This window comes from Leptolyngbya sp. Heron Island J, assembly GCF_000482245.1.
GTDB lineage: Bacteria > Cyanobacteriota > Cyanobacteriia > Phormidesmidales > Phormidesmidaceae > Leptothoe.
The window spans coordinates 1-19317 of record NZ_AWNH01000090.1; the positions used below are offsets into that span (position 1 = coordinate 1).

Annotated in this window: 14 protein-coding genes; 10 read left to right on the forward strand and 4 right to left on the reverse strand. The window is 48.4% G+C overall.

Going from position 1 to position 19317, the window contains the following annotated elements:
- Window positions 1-8: 8 nt before the first annotated feature.
- Both N836_RS63740 and cas3 read right to left on the reverse strand, forming a co-directional pair.
- Window positions 9-1397, reverse strand: coding sequence for an ISKra4 family transposase (locus N836_RS63740; RefSeq protein WP_023071473.1), 1389 nt, complete (start codon window positions 1395-1397; stop codon window positions 9-11).
- A 287-nt stretch (window positions 1398-1684) separates the two neighbouring features.
- Window positions 1685-3859 carry a type I-D CRISPR-associated helicase Cas3' gene (gene cas3 / locus N836_RS63745; RefSeq protein WP_023075269.1) on the reverse strand — a complete coding sequence of 725 codons (2175 nt, stop codon included), beginning with the start codon at window positions 3857-3859 and terminating at the stop codon, window positions 1685-1687.
- A 149-nt stretch (window positions 3860-4008) separates the two neighbouring features.
- Between cas3 and N836_RS63750 the strand changes: the two genes are divergently transcribed.
- The 7 genes from N836_RS63750 to N836_RS63780 all read left to right on the forward strand — a co-directional run bounded on the left by N836_RS63750 (window position 4009) and on the right by N836_RS63780 (window position 12058).
- Window positions 4009-4863, forward strand: a complete 855-nt coding sequence (locus N836_RS63750) for a helix-turn-helix transcriptional regulator (RefSeq protein ID WP_023075270.1) — start codon at window positions 4009-4011, stop codon at window positions 4861-4863.
- Window positions 4864-5857: 994 nt separating this feature from the next.
- Window positions 5858-7429, forward strand: a complete 1572-nt coding sequence (gene ggt / locus N836_RS63755; RefSeq protein WP_023075271.1) for a gamma-glutamyltransferase — start codon at window positions 5858-5860, stop codon at window positions 7427-7429.
- A 145-nt stretch (window positions 7430-7574) separates the two neighbouring features.
- Window positions 7575-8927, forward strand: coding sequence for a tRNA (N6-isopentenyl adenosine(37)-C2)-methylthiotransferase MiaB (miaB, locus tag N836_RS63760; RefSeq protein ID WP_023075272.1), 1353 nt, complete (start codon window positions 7575-7577; stop codon window positions 8925-8927).
- A 92-nt stretch (window positions 8928-9019) separates the two neighbouring features.
- On the forward strand, window positions 9020-9418 hold the full coding sequence (locus N836_RS63765; protein ID WP_023075273.1) for a hypothetical protein: 399 nt from the start codon (window positions 9020-9022) through the stop codon (window positions 9416-9418).
- Between the two features lie 18 nt (window positions 9419-9436).
- The gene (locus N836_RS63770) at window positions 9437-9955 is read left to right on the forward strand and encodes a GNAT family N-acetyltransferase (protein ID WP_023075274.1); all 519 of its coding nucleotides are present in this window, start codon (window positions 9437-9439) and stop codon (window positions 9953-9955) included.
- Between the two features lie 82 nt (window positions 9956-10037).
- Complete coding sequence (locus N836_RS63775; RefSeq protein WP_023075275.1) at window positions 10038-10676, forward strand: hypothetical protein; 639 nt, start codon at window positions 10038-10040, stop codon at window positions 10674-10676.
- A gap of 65 nt (window positions 10677-10741) precedes the next feature.
- Window positions 10742-12058, forward strand: a complete 1317-nt coding sequence (locus N836_RS63780; RefSeq protein ID WP_023075276.1) for a cytochrome P450 — start codon at window positions 10742-10744, stop codon at window positions 12056-12058.
- Window positions 12059-12116: 58 nt separating this feature from the next.
- On the opposite strand, the gene ndk is transcribed toward N836_RS63780, so the two are convergent.
- Both ndk and N836_RS63790 read right to left on the reverse strand, forming a co-directional pair.
- A complete protein-coding gene (gene ndk / locus N836_RS63785) occupies window positions 12117-12566 on the reverse strand; it encodes a nucleoside-diphosphate kinase (RefSeq protein WP_031293804.1) in 450 nt (149 codons plus the stop codon).
- A 265-nt stretch (window positions 12567-12831) separates the two neighbouring features.
- On the reverse strand, window positions 12832-13551 hold the full coding sequence (locus tag N836_RS63790) for a cytochrome b/b6 domain-containing protein (protein WP_031293806.1): 720 nt from the start codon (window positions 13549-13551) through the stop codon (window positions 12832-12834).
- A 540-nt stretch (window positions 13552-14091) separates the two neighbouring features.
- Here N836_RS63790 and N836_RS63795 point away from each other — a divergent pair.
- The 3 genes from N836_RS63795 to N836_RS63805 all read left to right on the forward strand — a co-directional run bounded on the left by N836_RS63795 (window position 14092) and on the right by N836_RS63805 (window position 18887).
- Window positions 14092-15900 (forward strand): methyl-accepting chemotaxis protein, encoded by a 1809-nt coding sequence (locus N836_RS63795; RefSeq protein WP_023075279.1) that lies wholly within the window; start codon window positions 14092-14094, stop codon window positions 15898-15900.
- 291 nt (window positions 15901-16191) lie between these two features.
- Window positions 16192-18204, forward strand: coding sequence for a methyl-accepting chemotaxis protein (locus N836_RS63800; protein WP_023075280.1), 2013 nt, complete (start codon window positions 16192-16194; stop codon window positions 18202-18204).
- Between the two features lie 173 nt (window positions 18205-18377).
- A complete protein-coding gene (locus tag N836_RS63805; protein WP_031293807.1) occupies window positions 18378-18887 on the forward strand; it encodes a pentapeptide repeat-containing protein in 510 nt (169 codons plus the stop codon).
- Window positions 18888-19317: the final 430 nt, after the last annotated feature.

Here is a 19317-nt window from a genome sequence, read left to right on the forward strand (position 1 = left end):
GGGCGCATCTAGCGGTTCGGGGAGATGCAAGGTAATGCCAAAGAGTGTTGAGCGAAGAGAGCGTCAAATCGCTGATTGACCCAAGCAACTCTCAGCGCGAGTAGATGATTGAGGCCCGGCTCACTCCAGCGCATCCCCACGCCTTTAAACCGTTGCTGAATCAGCCATTTACAGGCACTTTCAACCATACCAGAGCCTATCGGTAGCCCCTGGTGCTTAAACAAACGATACTGAACATGCGCTTGATGCGTCTTGAAATAGTTGTGAACTCTCTGCAGAATGGGTTTTGTTGAGGCGGCAGTATTGGGTGAGCGGATAAGCCAGTGCAGCTCGTCGAGAATGCGATGTACATAGCCATGGCGCAACTGATGGCGCAGTCGCTCGAACCACATCTGTGGGGTGCGTGCTGGGTTGCCATCATGATAAGCCTCAGCCGCTTGCCAGAGATGGGCAGCGGCATGATAAAAATCCAGAATGCCGGTGGCCATGTGAGCAAAGCAGGTGTCGAACAATCGCCAAAAGCCCCTGGCCCCATCACTCAACCAAACCACGTGAGGCGCAGTTTCAATCCCTTGTCGAACAGCTTCTAATTGCAAGCGAGGTTTGAGGCTCTCAAGATCTCCCAACACTGCTACTAATCGCCGCTGTTGCAACCGAGTGACCGATTTACCATTTCGATTGAGACGATGACTCAATCGAGCAAGCAGGGCGACTTTGACCTCACGCCAGCGAGTCTTTCCTCGGGGTGTTCCTGACTGTGGTCGCAGGGGGACAGTGACCCCATCTGCCGCAATTAACAACGGCATGGCCGCCACCTCATCACTCAAAGATTCACGGGGTGGTGCGTGACCGTGCTGCCAGCGTTCAACCTCCTGCGTCCACTGCCCCATGGCTTGTTGTCCATAGTGTTGTACCCACTGCCACAGACTATCATCACTGACGTGGAGTCCACTCAGTTGGGATAACAGCCAGGTGGCTAACTCAAAGGGAACAAAGACCGCTAGCAAGCAGCCCAGACGCACCAACTCTACGGATGTTTGCTGATACGCATCAATGCCCAAGGCCGTATCGAAAGGAATCGATTGACTGCCTCGGCACCCTTGAGGGCATCGCCCCACCCGTCGTCGCCAGTGCACTTGACCAACCAGCGTTAACATTTGACGCGCGGCGAAGCCTTTACTATGCAAGCGATGACCACACACAGAACAGGTTCCCCACGCAGTCGGGACCTGAGCTCGGTCGTTCAGCTGTTGTTCTACCAAGGTACGGGCAACATATAGCCCGATGTGCCACGCACACAAGACAATAGCGGCCAGGGTTTGACTCTTTTGAAGACGGTCGAAGAGACCTGACCAGTCTAATGGGTCAGGACACTCCTTTGAGGGAGACGCTAACATAGAAGTGAGTTTTTATGAGGGCTTGCCCAGGTTCGGGCAGCCTTTTTTCTACTTCTATTCTCGCAAATTGGGTTTACCGGTTCCCCGAACCTTCAGATGCGCCCGTTGCAGAGTTATTTGACGAGTCAAATACGTCAGAACTTTATGAAAACTGATATGTTGGTCTAGTAGGGAATCTACAAAGAGCACATCTACAAACCCTTCTAGGGATTGAAATAAATATGTCTGAACTTAATGGCGTAAGCTCTTTCCCTATGAACATTCTGAAACCCCTCTCAGGGATTAAACTACACAACCCATATCTCGCCTCTGTCGTGTTTGAATCGGTACGCCAGGGTATCTAGCAGTAACGCCGATTGCCCAAACGCAACCGAATAAGGTGCATTAGCATCGTGAATGCTGCCAGCATCACTAATGGGATAAATCTGAAAATGCATCGGTAGCCGTAAGCGTAGGCGGACTTCCCGCATAGGCTTACGCAACACGTAGCAAACCAAGGCCTGCTGCTTAAGTCTTCGGTTGATGCTACCTACCCATGGATTATCCGGCTGCCAAACCTGCAAACCTTGCAGAACCTGAACTTGCCAAGCATCGGCAATAGGCTGAAGGTCACCAGGATAGGTAAACGTCCAATTCAACCGTTCCTCGCGGTAGCTGCATAGCTTCATAAACCCCAGACAATGGCGAAAACGGCCTTTTGGAATAGGTTGTCCCGTACGTTCAGCACTTTCCTTGAGCGTGTCCAGAAAAGCCGACTTGCTCCTCATTTCAATGTCTAGATTGCTCAGTACACCAGGCAAGTCATAGGTCTTAAACCGATCCGGTTCGTACGCCTCGGTTAAGTCATACAATCCGCACTGTAATGGACTAGAACCTCGAAAGCTGCGGGCATCTTCTGCAATGGGGTTACCGCTCTTTTGGCCAGATAGTGTTTGCCAGTCTTTCGCCCAGCCACTTAGCTGCCCTGCAACTCGCTTGAGTTGAATATCAAAGGTTTTTTCGCAACTGGCGCAGAACTTTTGGAGAGAGCCCGCATACTGCTGCTGAATGTTGGTGTTCTTCAACTGTTGAGCAAGGTAAAAGGACTGAACCCCACCCCAGCGTTTGTAGTAGCCTTCAAAGTTGTTGATTTTTCGATACTTTTCACGGATTAGGTTTTGGAAGCGGATGCGATCGCACGTCCCCCCATCTGCCAACACAGCATCTTCCCCAGCAAACAACCGCTCCACAAAAAAGTTGGGCACCAACGCATAGGCGCGAAACCCATCAAACCTAATGTCCTGACCGTCTTTTGTGTAGCCATCATGGCGGCCTAAACGCCCCAATCGCTGAATAAAATTTCCCGCATCTGAAGACTCAAAGACAAGGAAATTAATCTTGAAGTCCACACCGACATCGATGGTGCTGGTGCCAATCACCAAGTCAGCCGCCAGAGATTCTGTTTTCTCCTGCTGACCTGATAACCCTGTATTCTCTCGAACTGTCAAACCATGGTCAACAAAAAGCTCTCTGAAAATTGGTGTTAGTCGTTTTACAGCAGCGATCGAGTTAAGGATAATGGCTCCCTTACTGCCAGGATGCTTTAGAAACTGTTCAAGAATAGACCCTTGATTTTCCCTCAGCCAAGTTTCAGATGCCTTAGATGTTGGTTCCATGGCCACAAATGCCAAATCAATTGGTCGTGCTACTTGCCGCCAATGCTTAGCTTTCAGTTCAGTTTCTTCAGCTTGTGTATCTGGAAATTTGTATTTGTCGGCATCAGAGGGATTGATAACACAGTATTTAAAGCCAGCCGCATCTAGCCGTTTCAAAAGTGCTTCGTTGGGTGTGGCTGACAGAAACAAAAACTTCTTATGGCGGTTTGTTACTCGGATCAACAACATTGTGTTGAGTACGCTGGCCACTTGGGGAGCTGCAAAAACATGGAATTCGTCGAAGATAAACAGGTCAAAATCCTTATCAATCCGATTCCAAAGTTTATCGGGAGTTTCTTTGTCAGTTAAGTAGGCTCCACGATGCAAATAGTGGAAGATATCAGGGTTAGTAATGAGCACTTCCGATTGACCAGAGCGGGTTGCGATCGCACTACCTTTTCTTAATCCTTCATTCTCCGCATAAATCTCTAACTCTGGACCACTCAGACGATTGACTCTTGGCTCATTGGATGGCTGAAATTTAGCAATATAGTCCTGGATTTGAATCTCTTGATCTCTGGCCAGAGCATTAGTTGGGTACAGGCCAATAGCGCAGCTGTTTCCTTGCAAGATATCTAAATAGGCTGCAAGACTTTTCCCATCCCCAGTCATTGCCGTGTTGAACACTACATCTACATCAGAACTGTGTAATGCGTTCAAGGTTTCAACCTGATGCCATGCCAACCTCCAAGTCGCAGGCAAGTTCATACTGGCTGGAATATTCTCAGCTGGGCAAGAATAAACGGGTTTAAGCTGAATCGAAGCCATAGCTAGGTGCTGACATTTCTTCGTAAACTGCTATCAAGCACAATGCTTTAGTGCACGTGCTTTGTTGACTGGACCTATAATGGCAAGGAAAATAGCATTATTCAATAGCTGAAGCTGCAAAGTGCACTTGCACTTTTACAGAAGTCACCATGGCACGCAAACGTCCCTCCATTACCCTAACTATTTCTGACTATGAAAAAGCCCAGCTAGAGGCTCTAGCAATGGAGTTTGGCCAAACCTGGGGGGACAAGCCAAACGTGTCAAAACTTATCAAAGCAATTGCTAATGGCAAGCTGCTAATAGCCAATAACCATGACTGGAGTTGCGATCGCACCACCATCCTCAACCAAGCCCTCAATCTTCTCAAAGATGGTGGGTATTTCAACGAAGCGATGGAACTGGCCCACCTATTACTAGAGCGCAGCGAATTAAATCACCCTCTAAGACAAGAGATCCAAGCTTGGGTAGACCATCCAGGGCCACCCTGGCGTATTCATATCGATAGCTTCATTCGCCAAGTACGTCCTTTTCGTCTCACCTATCAAGACGCCGCCGACCGAATTTGGAGCTTTACCGTACGTCATGCCATCATTCAGCGTCATGAAGATCGTCAATATCTCGATTGTTGGTGCGATGAAACCCAAGGCAACCAAGATATTGAAGCGCTACATCACAACTGGTGTCTCCGACTAGATCGCATTCCTAGCGAAGCCGTCATTACCCCAGTCGAAGGACAGTGGAAACCCCAGCTTGACCATATTGAGGTTGAATTTCATTTAGTTAACCGATTAGCTGTTGCCTATCGATCAAAAAAAGGAGCCGATTTAACAAACGAATGGCTACCTGAACAACAAATTCGACGAGTCACCCGGCAGATTCAAAACACCTTCTGGTTCTTTCGAGAAATCCGTCGTTACGATCCAGACTGCATCATTATCAGCCCACGAGATGTTCGTACCCGATTTGTTCAAAGTTTGACTCTGGCGCTCCAACACTACCAATAAATGAAAGCTGGTGCTGGCACATTTAAAGTAATAGCTCAGCTCTGTCCTGGAAGCCTGTCAAATTTCTTTAAAAGCACAACACCCAGCCATCTTCCTGAGGAACATCCTTCCCAATAGTTCGCTAGGATTTGGAGATGCGTCTTATGTTGTTAGCAATTGCCCTTTGAACATCTTGCTTAACAACCTCAGCATGGCTCCCAATATGTCAGCGATAGGATGTATCAGCTTGACTCGCTGGGTGTTGGGTTAAACGAGACAGAATATGCAACAGCTTTACCTCTTTGTTGTTTTCTCTAGCTGTTTAGTCTGCCAGGGAAGCGATGCTTTTTCACTTCAATGTCAATATAACCTATCTCAACTCCTATGAGTGGTTTGTAGACTAAAGTTAACAATCTCAAGGACTAGGCAAATCTCTTTAAAAACACAACACCCAATGGTCTTCCTGAGGAACATCCTTTCCAATCATTCGCTAGGACTTGGAGATGCATCTTGTTGTTGATAATTGCCCTTTGAGCACCCGATTCAACAACTTCAGCATGGCTCCCAACTTAACAGCGATAGGATGTATCAGCTTGACCCATTGGGTGTTGGGTTGAACGAGACAGAATATGCAACAGCTTTACCTCTTTGTTGTTTTCTCTAGCTGTTTAGTCTGCCAGGGAAGCGATGTTTTTTCGCTTCAATGTCAATATAGATCATCACGCCAACAGTTTGTACTTTGTAGACCAAAGTTAACAATCTCTGAGAGCAGTTGCTTTTAGGCCAAAAGCCTTTAAGAGAGATAACAGGCAATACCTGAGAAGACTTTTTGGCCGTCTGTCCCCATGGTAATCAGCCGTGGTTTAAGACAGCTATGATTCAGATATAAGAGGCTTTATTTAAATCGTATAATCTTTGAGAACTTTGATGAAGTAGTTGAATAATTAGACATCTTTTGTGAATAGACACTCTACTTTAATTGCTCTTTTCTCTATTTCTGCTACTTTGACTATCGATGGCAAAAGGAGAATCTATGGGCGGAGTCGTCGCGGCTGGCCATGATGAGACAGCAGCAGCAGCAGTCGAGATCCTCAATCAGGGAGGCAATGCTTTTGATGCGGCGGTGGCGGGGGTGCTGGCGTCCTGTGTCGCGGAGTCGGTGCTGACCTCTCTAGGGGGGGGTGGTTTTTTGCTAGCGCATACCGACACTGGTGAGCATGTACTGTTTGATTTTTTTACCCAAACACCAGTCTGTAAGGAATTGCAGCATCCACTCGACTTTTATCCCATCAATGCTGACTTTGGCGATACGGTACAGGAGTTTCACATTGGTCTGGGATCAATGGCGGTGCCGGGGGTGCTCAAGGGTTTAGTGCATGTGCATCAGCGCTTGGGCCAATTGCCGTTGGAGCGGGTTGTGGCCCCGGCCGTACAGCTGGCGCGTCAGGGCGTTGTCGTCAATGATTTTTCGGCCTATGTGTATGGATTGCTCAAACCAATTTTGTTGGCGACGGCGGGTGCCCGATCTATCTATGCGCCGCAGGGGCGTTTGTTGCAGGCGGGAGACCGCTTATACATGCCTGCCTTCGCTGATGCTCTAGAGCATTTGGTACAGGGGGGTGTGGAGGCATTTTGGCAGACTATGGCGGCGCAGCTGACCCAGACGCAGGGGGGCTATCTGACGGCAGCGGATTTTGCTAACTATCAGGTGATTGAACGTCAGCCGCTATGTCTCGATTACCATGGCACCCAGCTGCTAACCAATCCACCGCCCAGTGCCGGGGGTGGATTGATTGCCTGTTCATTAGCGCTATTGGCGGACTGTGAGCTGGCGAGCCATGGCAGTCCTGACCATCTGCTGGCCCTGAGTCAGGTGATGCGGTTTACCAATGTGGCTCGCCGTGATGGCTATGATGCTCGCATTCAGACACCCCATGTGGCTGAGGAGCTTTTGTCCATGGGGCATTTAGGACAATATCGGGGCGAATTGATGGCTGCGATCGCAGCTCTAAAATCATCTAAACACCTGACCAATAAGCTCGGTAGCACCACCCACCTCAGTGTCATTGATACCAACGGCAACGCCGCCAGTGTTACCACCTCCAACGGCGAAGGGTCATCCTACATAATTCCTAACACCGGCATCATGGTCAATAACATGCTGGGTGAAGAAGACCTCAACCCCAATGGCTTTCACCAGTGGACTCCCAACCAGCGCATATCCTCAATGATGGCCCCTACCATAGTGCTACGACAGGGACGGCCTTATTTGGTGTTGGGCTCCGGCGGTTCTAACCGTATCCGCACCGCCATTCTGCAAGTCATATCCAACCTGGTGGATTTTGACATGCCCCTAGAAGCAGCCGTGGCTGCACCTCGTATTCATTGGGAAAATGACGTATTCCACCTGGAACCTGGCTTTGACCAGGCAAGCCTCACCCCCATTATCAGCACAGCCAAGCCAGTTTGGTGGCAGGCCCAGAATATGTTTTTTGGCGGGATACATGCTGTGGGACTAGATGACAACGGCTATCTACACGGGGCTGGAGACAGTCGCCGCAAGGGAGCCGTAGCTGTGGCACAATAGGGAACTGCCCTAGTTTTTCTGGCATTGCTGATCCTAGGGGCCGACTTTAGTTTTGAGATACCGTCAAGGAGCAATGGCTTGAGATCGGTTCATCCCCTAAATCAGCGATCGCATTTTTCTAAAACCCGTATTTTCCTACCTCCCCATGGATAAACGCCGCTATCACATCACTACGTTTGGCTGTCAGATGAACAAAGCCGACTCTGAGCGCATGGCTGGCATCCTCGATGATATGGGGATGAACTGGACGGAAAATCCCCTAGAGGCCGATGTGGTGCTCTATAACACCTGCACCATTCGTGACAACGCCGAGCAAAAGGTTTATTCCTATCTGGGCAAGCAGGCCAAGCGGAAACAGTCAGACCCAAATGTGACATTAATTGTGGCCGGATGTGTGGCCCAGCAGGAAGGTGAAGCACTGCTGCGCCGGGTGCCTGAACTAGACCTAGTGATGGGACCGCAACATGCCAATCGTCTAGGGGACTTGCTAGAGCAGGTATTTGATGGCAATCAGGTGGTGGCCACCGAGCCCGTCCATATTATGGAGGACATTACCAAGCCTCGACGGGATAGCAAGATCAGCGCCTGGGTGAATGTGATTTATGGTTGCAACGAGCGCTGTACCTATTGTGTGGTTCCAGGCGTTCGTGGTATCGAACAGTCGCGCACCCCAGCAGCAATCCGAGCTGAGATGGAGCTGCTAGGTCAGCAAGGCTATAGCGAAGTGACACTGTTGGGGCAAAACATTGACGCCTATGGTCGTGATCTACCGGGCATTACCCCTGAAGGTCGCCGTCAAAATACGCTGACCGATCTGCTTTACTACGTACATGATGTCCCTGGCATCGAGCGGATTCGCTTTGCCACCAGCCATCCCCGCTACTTTACCGAGCGGCTGATTAAAGCTTGTGCCGAACTACCCAAGGTGTGTGAGCACTTTCACATTCCGTTTCAGTCTGGGGATAATGATGTGCTCAAGGCCATGGCACGGGGCTATACCCATGAGAAATATCGGCGGATTATCGACACCGTCCGTCAGTATGTGCCAGATGCCGCCATCAGTGCCGATGCCATTGTGGGATTTCCCGGTGAAACTGAAGAGCAGTTTCAAAATACCTTGCAGCTGGTGGATGACATTGGCTTTGACCAACTGAATACGGCGGCGTACTCGCCCCGCCCCAATACGCCAGCGGCCCTGTGGGACAAGCAGCTCGATGAAGCCACCAAGAGCGATCGCCTACAGCGGTTGAATCATTTGGTTTCTATCAAGGCAGCTGAACGGTCCCAGCGCTATGCTAATCGGGTGGAGCGTGTGTTGGTGGAAGATGTGAACCCCAAAAATCCGCACCAGGTAATGGGGCGTACGCGCACGAATCGGCTAACCTTCTGTGAAGGTGATATTAACGAACTGAAAGGCAAAATCGTTGAAGTAAAAATTACCGAAGTCCGGGCTTTTAGCCTGACAGGAGAACGGATTCACGTTCTGGTAGAAGCTTAACAAGCACATGTCCACACGAAATTTTATATCTGGACTTGTATCACCAACTTTAGGAATGATCTCGGCATCTACAAATAATTCGGGAGGATTTGATGCAAGCTTTATTTCAAAAGTTATTCAGTCAGCACCCCACTGGTGTTAATCAGGTTCAGCGGGAGGCAATGGTCGATCTATACCTTCTGGGAATGTACTCAGATGCCAAACTGTCTGTAGATGAACAAGACTTTTTAGACGAGGAGTTTGACAAGTTATCGTGGGAATCTGGTATTTCTCTGAGTAGCTATCTTCAGAGAGCAATTCCTAAGGTGCGTTCAGCCACAGCAGATGCTCAAGAACTGGAATCGTTTCTACAAGACATTGCTCAGCGCCTAGGCGATGGTGACTGTAAGCAAACTGCGATTGATACCCTGCAAGAACTGTTAGCTGCCGATGGCGTTGCCCAGCCTGAATCAAAGTTTATGGCAGATGTTAGCAAAGCAATGGCTATTTAGAACCTGCTAAGTTCAACGATGCTCCCACGTGTCTATATTCGGCCACCTGTCGATGATGATTGGTCATTGCTGCTGGATTTGCATCAGCGTAGTGCTGATTACCATTTTCCCTGGGCAGAACCCGCTAAAGACGAGCAGGGCTGTAAGCGTTATATCCGCCGCTGCCAAACAGAATCCTTTGAAGGCATGTTAATCTGGCACGCTGCTGATCACCAACTGGTGGGAGTGGCTAACCTGAGTCAGATTTTTTATGGCAGTTTCCAAAATGCCTATCTGGGCTACTACGGCAGTGTGGACTATGGCGGTCAGGGGTTAATGACCGAGGGGGTTGGACTGGTATTAAACCATGGGTTTAATACCCTTAAACTGCACCGGATTGAAGCAAATATTCAACCTGGCAACCTGGCTTCTATCAAGCTGGTCAAACGGCTAGGCTTTACCAATGAGGGATTTTCACACCAGTATCTAAAAATTAATGGAGAATGGCGTGACCATGAGCGCTGGGCGTTGACGGTGGAGCATTGGCAAGGATGGTAATGCGCCCCTAGATCAAACGGATTAACCTCCGGGGCATCCTAATTGGGGCATGGAAAATTAGCTAACTTAAAGGATCTAGATTATGGTGCTGACAAGTACATCGCTACCAACTCAGTTAAGTGATCGTCGCTATACGCTGATCTATGCGCCAACCCAGCTGAAACGATTGGGCATGACGCCTGGGTTTGAGCAACGGTGGCAGCAAGCCCACACTCAGATTTTAGAAATTGCTGAGCAATGTCATGCATTAGCGCCTAAGGGATTGACGGTTTATTGCAGCAGTGAAGAAACGTTTCGCTCCCATCAAGATGTTAATGTTGAGAATTTTCAAGCGTTGATGGATACAGCCCCAGCACCGGCACAACTGACCCTGGCTCCGGTACTGCAGACGGTGTTCGAGCAGTATTTTGCTGAAAAGGCAACGGGGCAGCAGGCAAGCAATGGTGAGATTATCTTGATTTTGATTGATAATGAGCCCACAGACCGGCTGGCGATCGCAAAACAAATCGTAGCAGCATCCCAAAAACTTGATCACAACCACGAGATTGGCATTGGTTGGATTCAGGTAGGCGATGACTCCATCACCAAAGGTTTTCTCGTCAATCTAGACAACAACTTACGAGAGAAGGGCGCTAAGTTCGATATTGTTGATCACAAATCAATTCAACAAATTGCCACTGACAATCTAGCGAGTTTTTTGATGGGGGTATTGCGAGATTGAGGGGATGAAGCATGAGAAAATCGTTGCTACAGTAAAGGGGCATCTTAGCTCCTAAAGGCACCGTTATGACCGTTTCCAACCTGCCCTTGCCCCCTGGTGATTTTGGTCTGCCTTTGATTGGCGACACCCTCAGTTTTTTTCGTGATTCAAACTATGGCGAAAAACAGCACAAAAAATATGGACCGATCTTTAAGACACGACTATTAGGCAGTCCCACATTATTTGTTAAAGGAGCTGACGCTAACCAGTTTGTTTTAACTAATGAGAACAACTATTTTGTGGTAAGCTGGCCGCCTAGCACTCAGGCATTATTAGGAAATCTCTCCCTGGCGTTACAAACAGGTGGAGAACATCAAAATCGGCGTAAGCTGTTGGCCCAAGCCTTTATGCCCAGGGCGCTATCCAGCTATATTGACACCGTTCAATCGATTACCCATGCCTATGGGGAAAAATGGACCAAAGCGACCACACTGACCTGGTATCCAGAACTGCGCGACTATACCTTTGATGTCGCCTGTAAGCTCTTAGTCGGATTAGACCAGGGAGCACAGACTGAGTTGGGCCACTTATTTGAGACCTGGTGTAAAGGGTTATTTTCAATTCCTTTAGCGCTGCCCTGGACGCGATTTGGTCAAGCTAAACAGGCTCGTAAACAATTATTAGTGCTGCTAGAGGAGATTATTCGCCAGCGACAACAGAGTCAAGCGTTAGGCAATGATGCCCTGAGCTTGCTGATCCAGGCAAAAGATGAGGAAGGCAATAGTCTAGGCATTGATGAACTCAAAGATCAGGTCTTGCTACTGCTATTTGCAGGACACGAAACGCTAACGTCGGCGGTTGCCTCCTTTTGTCTGTTAGTGGCCCAACATCCTCAAGTTTTAAGTGCTTTAAGAGCTGAGCAAACAGCCTTTGATCCAGCCAGTCCCATTACTTTAGATACTCTCAAACAAATGCCCTATCTGGAGCAGGTGCTACAGGAGGTATTGCGTTTGATTCCCCCGGTTGGAGGTGGATTCCGTAAGGTACTCAAAACCTGTGAATTTAATGGGTATCGCATCCCTAAAGGGTGGACGGTGCTCTATGAAATCAATCAAACCCATCTGAACCCTGATGACTATCGCGTTCCCCATCAATTTCAGCCGGAGCGATTTGCTAAAGACGCCGAAACAATACAGCCTAATAAGTACAGCTATGTGCCGTTTGGGGGTGGCATTCGTGAATGTCTGGGGAAAGAATTTGCTCGGTTAGAAATGAAGCTGTTTGCGGTACATTTGCTACGAGGCTATCGCTGGGAGCTTTTGCCTGATCAAGACTTATCAATGGTAGTAGTACCGACACCGCATCCTCGCGATAATCTGCGGGTCCAGTTTGGGCGTTTGTGAGCCAGATGTGATATATCGTCAGGGCGCACCGCCGTGCGCCCTACATTCGGCAGCCTATCTATTCGTAAATCCAGCTCTTAGCACAGGAATCCCAGGCGGCTAGTTCTTCATCGGTGAACCAGAGAGCAATTTCGGACTGGGCAGTTTCGATCGCATCCGAACCATGGATGATATTACGGCCAATAGTGACGCCATAGTCGCCACGGATGGTACCGGGAGCCGCGCTAATGGGGTTCGTGGCACCAATTAGTGTCCGGGCCGAACCGACAACACCGTCGCCTTCCCAAACCATGGCCACTACAGGGCTAGAGGTAATGAAGTCTACCAGACTCCCAAAGAAGGGGCGCTCTTTATGGACACCATAATGCTTTTCTGCCAGTTCACGGGAAACGCCCATGAACTTCATGCCAACCAGGTTAAAGCCTTTGGTTTCAAAGCGGCTGACAATCTCACCGACCAGACCGCGCTGAACACCGTCAGGCTTGATCATAATAAAAGTGCGTTCCACAATTTTGCTCCTAACAATACGTCTATTGAGTTAATCAGGTCACTGGCTCGGGGTTAGCGTCTATTACCGACGCTACGCTCTGCAGCAAGCCACCATGGTCTAACAAACCATGACAAGACCTACTCAGCAATAGAGCCAGATCTAGGGTATATCCCTTTGTGGTCATTTTACGTAGACACCTTTAAAGATCAGGTGTGATGGATATTAAATCTGTGGATAGGCAATAAATACTGGCGACGAATACGTGTGAAAACTGGGCAATAAACTATCCAAGTTCTTTGAATAGGGAAATCAGCCAGGCGGCAATTAGGCTGATCCAAATTGCGACTTCTAGCTTGGGTCGAGTCGTGAGCAACGCTGGCCAATTGGACCAGGTGCCTGGCTGCAAATTGGACCACCAGGCGGCAATATGATTTTTCCAAAGTCTCGGACTATCTTGGGCTCTAAACTTCCAGGTGAACATGGAGAGTAGAAATGGAGCACCCCCCACTTTGGCATTCATGAGTAAATGAAGTGCGATCGCAACCACCATCACCCCCCACGACACCAGGTGACCGTAGTACCAAAAATGCTCCAGCTCTCCATTTGGCAACCACTTCTCATCCATCATCTTGCCGCTAAATAACGCAAAGGTGAGCGCCACCAAAGTCAGCGTATTCACAAAGCGGCTGAGGGTATACCACCAGACAGGTTGGCCGACTTGATGCGTCAATTTTGTTAATGCCTGTGGCTGCGCTAAACGATGTTTGCCACGATTAAAGGCATAGAGCACAAACCCAGGAAAAATCAGCAGCGTGTATAGCCCAAAGGTACCGTGAATACCTTCAATCGCCTTATAGGTGGGTAGCCAAGAAACTGTTCCCCAACGACCATCGTAGGTGTTATAGGTCCAAAAGGCGGTGAGGATAGCTAACACCAAGCACAGACCCGTGAGTCCATGTAAAAGGCGCAGTAGCAAAGGTTGATAGGGAATAGTGGGCTTCATAGAAGCTTGAAGATAGGGTTTGACAAATTGCCACGGAACTAATGGACATTCTATGGAATCTAATTGTTCCATAGATAAAAGCCAATAATATTTTCGGGTCAACTCTATACTACGGATCTTTCTCTTAAAGTTTTTCCTGAACTCTCTCAAACTTCTTAAAGTTTAGGTATTTATCTAGTGAAGTTGCTTAAAAAACTTCCACAAATACACTGATTGACCTCAACAATGGTGCCATTAGAGATGGACACAGGTGTTGCTGTTACCGATTTATAGACTGAATTGGCCTAGAGAAATAGGCATTTTCTGGCTTTAAAGGGCTTGAATTCACTTGAAAAGCCGCAAAAGTCATACATCTATCAAAAATGAATAATTAGTTGCAATTACGCTGAAATACTGATAACTCGGCTAGACACAATGTTGGCTAGACAACATTGTTATCGAGGTTTCTCTAACCTCCTTATATTGAGGGGTTGGCAAAGCCAAGAGAATCTTTGAACTATTAATTTCATCAAAAACTCCCTGTTCTATTTCGTCACTGCTATGCGTTCTAAAGTATCCAATACTGTTCAAACCGAATCATCTATTGCTGCCGAGACCGAGGTCCAAACTCCTCAGCGACAATCTTTTAAGCAAACCCTGATGGGATGGCTACAGTTAGACTCATTTGGTGGTCGTCTATTTTGGATGATTATGGTGGGTGCCCTGACCGGTGTCGGTGGCATGGCATTTCTCTTTAGTGAAATGGTGAAATACCAGGCTGAAGACCAGGTGCGGAGTACCCTGGATGGCCAAGTTAATGCGATCGCATCAGTAACAGAAGCCGCCGAAACCCTCGCCAATAGCCTGGGCATTAGCGCCACCACCCTACATGAACGGCAGGCCCAGTACGCTGATACCTATCGAGAACTCACCCTACAGCTATTTGAAAGACGTCCGCAATTTGTCGTAGGTCTGGGGTTAGGCCAGCGAGAGAACGGGTTAATTGTCGATCAGTCCTGGCTCTTTCCTTACTATTGGGTAGATGCGGCTGAAAATGAATCCACCCCCAGTCAAACCTCCATTCGTTATGAAGATTTTGCCGATAACGAAGGTGAATTTTATCCCGATGGTGATCGATATCGAGACTATTTTTTACCCCAGACAAGTGTTTGGACGGAGCCCTATCAAACCGATATCAATCAGCTGCTGACCTACTATGTGCCATTGTTTGCCAGTGATGGACGCTGGTTAGGCACAACGCTTGTGGATGTTGACAGCCAGTATTTGAGTGACCTCCTGGATCAGCCCGTTTTCCGTCAGATGGGGAACTTTACATTACTGACTCGTTCAGGGCAAATCATTGCCGATCCTGCAAATCCTGAGAACAATTTAAAGAGCTACAACGATATTCCTAAATTACAGGCTATCTGGCCACAGGTGAGCCTCAACGACACTGGTTTTTTGGAAGGGGAAACCGGCTATTGGGCCTATGCCAATGTTCCCGATCAGGACTGGGTAGTCATAGGCTATGTGCCCTATGCTGCGGTCTTTAACCGGATTGCCCTGATTACATCGGCAGCCACGGCTCTAATGATTGCGCTACTGTCTACGGCAATTGTTCTGGCTATTCGCAGTCTCAACCGTCGTCTCCGGCCAGTGCTAAACCAGTGTAATCAGCTGGCTAAGACTGACTCTACACTACTGGCCCAGTGGGATACACAAGATGAGCTTAATCAGTTGTCCTTAGCCTTTTTCAACATGCTAGAACAGCTCAATTTACGCGAGGAAACCATTCGTCGTCATGAGCGCGAAATTCAAAAAGAGACCTTGCATGCTGACCAAGTTTCAGAACGCTTTACAGAACTCACAGCGCTGCTGGACCAATTAGCTAGCGAACAACAAACACTGGCCCGAAAAATTCAACAGCGGATGACCAATGTCACGGATGATGCCCAATCATTAGACATTCAAGTAGATGCCATCAATACTTTGGGACGGGCTTTAGATGGAGACCTCAGACGGATACCAACCCATTCAACAGAGATCCTGACATTAGTAGAACAACAGGTTGAGTCGCTCAACAACGTCTTGGCCAAGGATGCAGCCCTCACAAACACTAAACAACTAAAGGCGCTAGTTAATCACCTCTCTAACAATATAGTCACCCTCAAAGCGATTGAACGCCGTTGGCCCGATATCGAAGGTTTGCAAAAACAGACAGGTAAGATTACTCAGACCAGTCAAGTCGCATTATCAGAATCTCGCTCCATGCTGGATACGGTCCAGGCTATTGGGCCAATGTTGTCAAAAATTGAGCAAATTTCAACGAGACTGTATCAGCAGGCCCGAGCATTTGACGTTGAGTCTTAAGGCTGATTTAGACTAAGCCGATCAGTAGAGGGGCTCAATCGTTACCCCATCACTCATCCACCCATCTACAGACTCAACCAGTGTGTTCCTCAAGATCAAACAATTGACATAACAAATATATTTTGTTGAAGTTGTTTATTGATCCGGTGAAGATACTTTTGAAATAGCACATATAGCCTCTATAGTCAGCCAATCCACCTGCGGTCATAAAACTTATGACCTAATATATAGGATGGCGGAATAGGCTCTGCGACTTTCTTGCTTTAGCGAATTTGTTATCTCACCACAACTATGCGCTCTTTCAAATTGCCGACGTCCAAGCAATCGATTACACCATTTAAAAATCTGCCAAATACGCCCCAAAGTTATCAACCTACTTTGATCGATCGAGCCAAGGGGTGGTTTCGTCTAAATTCCTTTGGCGGACGTCTGTTTTGGATGATTATGTTAGGTGCCGTTGCTGGCATGGGGGGCATGGCATTTCTCTTTAGTGAAATGTTAAAGCGCCAGGCAGAAGAGCAAGTCCTCAGTAATATTGACAGTAAAGTTAATGCGATCGCATCAGTAACAGACTCAGCAGAAACACTGGCCTATAGCTTAGGTGTCAGTGCGACCACCTTGCATGAACGAGGGGCTCAATTTCCCGACACCTATCGAGAATTAGTACTGCAGCTATTTGAACGCCGTCCCGAGTTTGTAGTCGGCCTCGGGTTAGGCCAAAGCGAAAACGGCATTATCAAGGAGCAGCCCTGGCTATTCCCCTACTATTCAGCCATCAACTCATCAGAAGACACCACCGTTGATCCCGGTGCAATTCGCTACGAAGACTTCGCCGATAACGCAGGTGAGTTTTATCCGAAAAGCGAACGCTATCGCAACTATTTTGAACCTCAAACCAGTTTGTGGACAGCACCCTATCAAGGGGAAAAACAGCGCTTACTCACCTATTATTATCCTTTGTTTAACAGTGACGGGCGCTGGTTAGGGACCAGCCTGGTGGACATTGACAGCGGCCATTTAGGTAATCTGCTCAACGACGCAGTCTTTCAACAAGCAGGCCATTTCTTGCTGTTAACCCAATCGGGCCAGGTGATTACCAATCCTAGCGATCCGGCCATTGCCGACCAAACATACCAAAATATTGCTGGTTTAGAACCCATTTGGCAGCAAGTGAACGTTGAAGCCCCAGGATTTCTCAAGGGAGACTCTGGTTACTGGGCCTATGCCACCGTCCCTGGACAAGACTGGCTTCTGTTTGGCTTTGTCCCCCATCAGGCAATCTATGGTCGGATTGTTCGCATTGCCACGATCACCACAGGCCTGATGATATTGTTGTTGGGCACAGTTGTCTTTTTGGCGATTAGAAAGCTAAACCAGCGAATCAAACCGATCCTACTTCAGGGTAAACAGTTTGTGAATACGGATGGCAACTTGCTGGCGGAGGTTGCGATTACTCAAAAAGATGAGCTAGAACAGCTCTCCTTATCATTTTTCAATATTCTCGACCAGCTAAATCAGCATCAAGAGACTATTCGTCGCCAGGCGGAAACCATTGACAAAAGCAACCTCCACGCGGACCAGGTCACCGAAAAGTTTTTGGCCTTCGCAGCCCAGCTTGACGACGACACCTGTAAGCAACGAGTAATGATTCAAAAAGTCCGGCAGCAGCTGGCTGAGCAGGCGAACAAGTACCAATCAGTGGATAGTCGCTTAGATGGATTATTCACTCTGGCCCAGACTCTGGGCGGTTACCTGGAGAGCATGCCATCGGCAACAGAATCTGTCCAGATGTTTGATACCCTGCATCGACATCTGCTAACTCTGACTCAAGCAGTTGACCAGGCCACCCAGTCGACAGATAAATCACAGTTTCAAGCCTTGATTGCTCAACTTATAGCGGATATGGCCAACCTCAAGGCCTACGAGCGTCAACGGCACTCATTAGAAAAATTACACCATCAGACCACTGACATTACTCAATCTAGACAGGCGACAATGGCAAATTCCCAGGCGATGGTTGCCGCCGCCCAAACCATCACCCAAATTCTGGCAGAGATTGAAACCATTACGACGACCTTGGGTAAAGATGCTAACCAGGCGTCAGATATGCTCTGGGGGGACCTGCAGCGGGGACAATTGACCATCTCTAAAGACACTCAAGCCCATACTTTGGACTTATTGGCTAGACTGCCGCAAACACACACATCTATGGATGCCCCGCAAAATAAACACCTCCACACAATTGACGAGCCATGGCTTGGGGAAACAGTATCGTCTAAAGCCGCTCAAAAAGGTACCCCGTGATCAGCATGCTCAAAAGGCATAGCCAGCCATGAGCCAGCTATCAGTTGTTACGGCGGTCAGCTGTATCGGCCGCTCGTCCAGCAAGCTCCACTTGATCCCGTAGAGTACCAAAGCGCTGACGGTTGCTAAATTCGCCTATGATTAGAGCTGCGGCAGACAGGAGTGATAGGTTAATGACTAGGTGGCAGTGGTTGAGCGTCAGACTGATGGGTATGGTTGTTGCGATCGCACTGCTGCTGACCACTGGGCCTATGGTTGCGATCGCAGAGCCCGGCGTTATTAACTACACGCTGACGGATCTCACTGGCCGCAACTTTGAAGACGCCGATCTCACCGGCACCTCTTTGGCCGCCGCCGAGGTACGAGAGGCCAACTTTCGTGGCGCTAATTTAAGCGCCACGATTTTGACAAAAGCAAAATTCATCCACACCGATTTAACCGGTGCCAACTTGTCAGAATCCTTTGCCGACCGGGTGGAGTTCACAGGCTCCACTCTAACCAATGCCATCATCAGCGATGCCCTGATGACCAGCAGCACCTTTGCCGATGCCGAAATTACAGGTGCTGATTTCTCATACACCATTCTTGACCGTTTTCAAGTCAAGTACCTATGTGAGCGGGCTGAGGGCGTCAACCCGGTAACAGGTGTGGCCACACGGGAAAGCTTAGGATGTGACGACTAAATAACAGGGACTCGGATAGTTAGCGTCAAGCCATACTGAGCCGAGATCAGTATCTTTAGCTACACCTCATACTTAAGTAAGAATCACCCTAAAAAAACTGGGCCACTGATCCTAGACCTCCAGTCATAGCCCTCTAGTTTTATAGCCATCAAGTAGGGATAAAAAAGACTCGCGCCCTCACGCAAAGGATGCGAGTCTACGATAGCGAACATGTCAACGAAATGCGCTGTTCAATAGCGTAAGGGCTTGATTGGATCTGAGCCAATTGGTCAAAAGTCTAATAGCAACAAAGCCTACCAACTATCCACATCCCAAAATCCCAAAACTCAGCTGAAAGTATAAGGCCCTCTATCGACCTCATTGAGGCTGCCAACGGTCATGTTTGGATGAATTTGTAGGACTGCGTGTTTACACCCAAATTTGTCTTGAA

Excerpts from the sequence above, each read along its gene's own strand:
- N836_RS63740 (WP_023071473.1), bottom strand. The coding sequence starts at position 1,397 with ATGTTAGCGTCTCCCTCAAAGGAGTGTCCTGACCCATTAGACTGGTCA.
- cas3 (WP_023075269.1), bottom strand. The coding sequence starts at position 3,859 with ATGGCTTCGATTCAGCTTAAACCCGTTTATTCTTGCCCAGCTGAGAAT.
- N836_RS63750 (WP_023075270.1), top strand. The coding sequence starts at position 4,009 with ATGGCACGCAAACGTCCCTCCATTACCCTAACTATTTCTGACTATGAA.
- ggt (WP_023075271.1), top strand. The coding sequence starts at position 5,858 with ATGGCAAAAGGAGAATCTATGGGCGGAGTCGTCGCGGCTGGCCATGAT.
- miaB (WP_023075272.1), top strand. The coding sequence starts at position 7,575 with ATGGATAAACGCCGCTATCACATCACTACGTTTGGCTGTCAGATGAAC.
- N836_RS63765 (WP_023075273.1), top strand. The coding sequence starts at position 9,020 with ATGCAAGCTTTATTTCAAAAGTTATTCAGTCAGCACCCCACTGGTGTT.
- N836_RS63770 (WP_023075274.1), top strand. The coding sequence starts at position 9,437 with ATGCTCCCACGTGTCTATATTCGGCCACCTGTCGATGATGATTGGTCA.
- N836_RS63775 (WP_023075275.1), top strand. The coding sequence starts at position 10,038 with ATGGTGCTGACAAGTACATCGCTACCAACTCAGTTAAGTGATCGTCGC.
- N836_RS63780 (WP_023075276.1), top strand. The coding sequence starts at position 10,742 with ATGACCGTTTCCAACCTGCCCTTGCCCCCTGGTGATTTTGGTCTGCCT.
- N836_RS63790 (WP_031293806.1), bottom strand. The coding sequence starts at position 13,551 with ATGAAGCCCACTATTCCCTATCAACCTTTGCTACTGCGCCTTTTACAT.
- N836_RS63795 (WP_023075279.1), top strand. The coding sequence starts at position 14,092 with ATGCGTTCTAAAGTATCCAATACTGTTCAAACCGAATCATCTATTGCT.
- N836_RS63800 (WP_023075280.1), top strand. The coding sequence starts at position 16,192 with ATGCGCTCTTTCAAATTGCCGACGTCCAAGCAATCGATTACACCATTT.
- N836_RS63805 (WP_031293807.1), top strand. The coding sequence starts at position 18,378 with ATGACTAGGTGGCAGTGGTTGAGCGTCAGACTGATGGGTATGGTTGTT.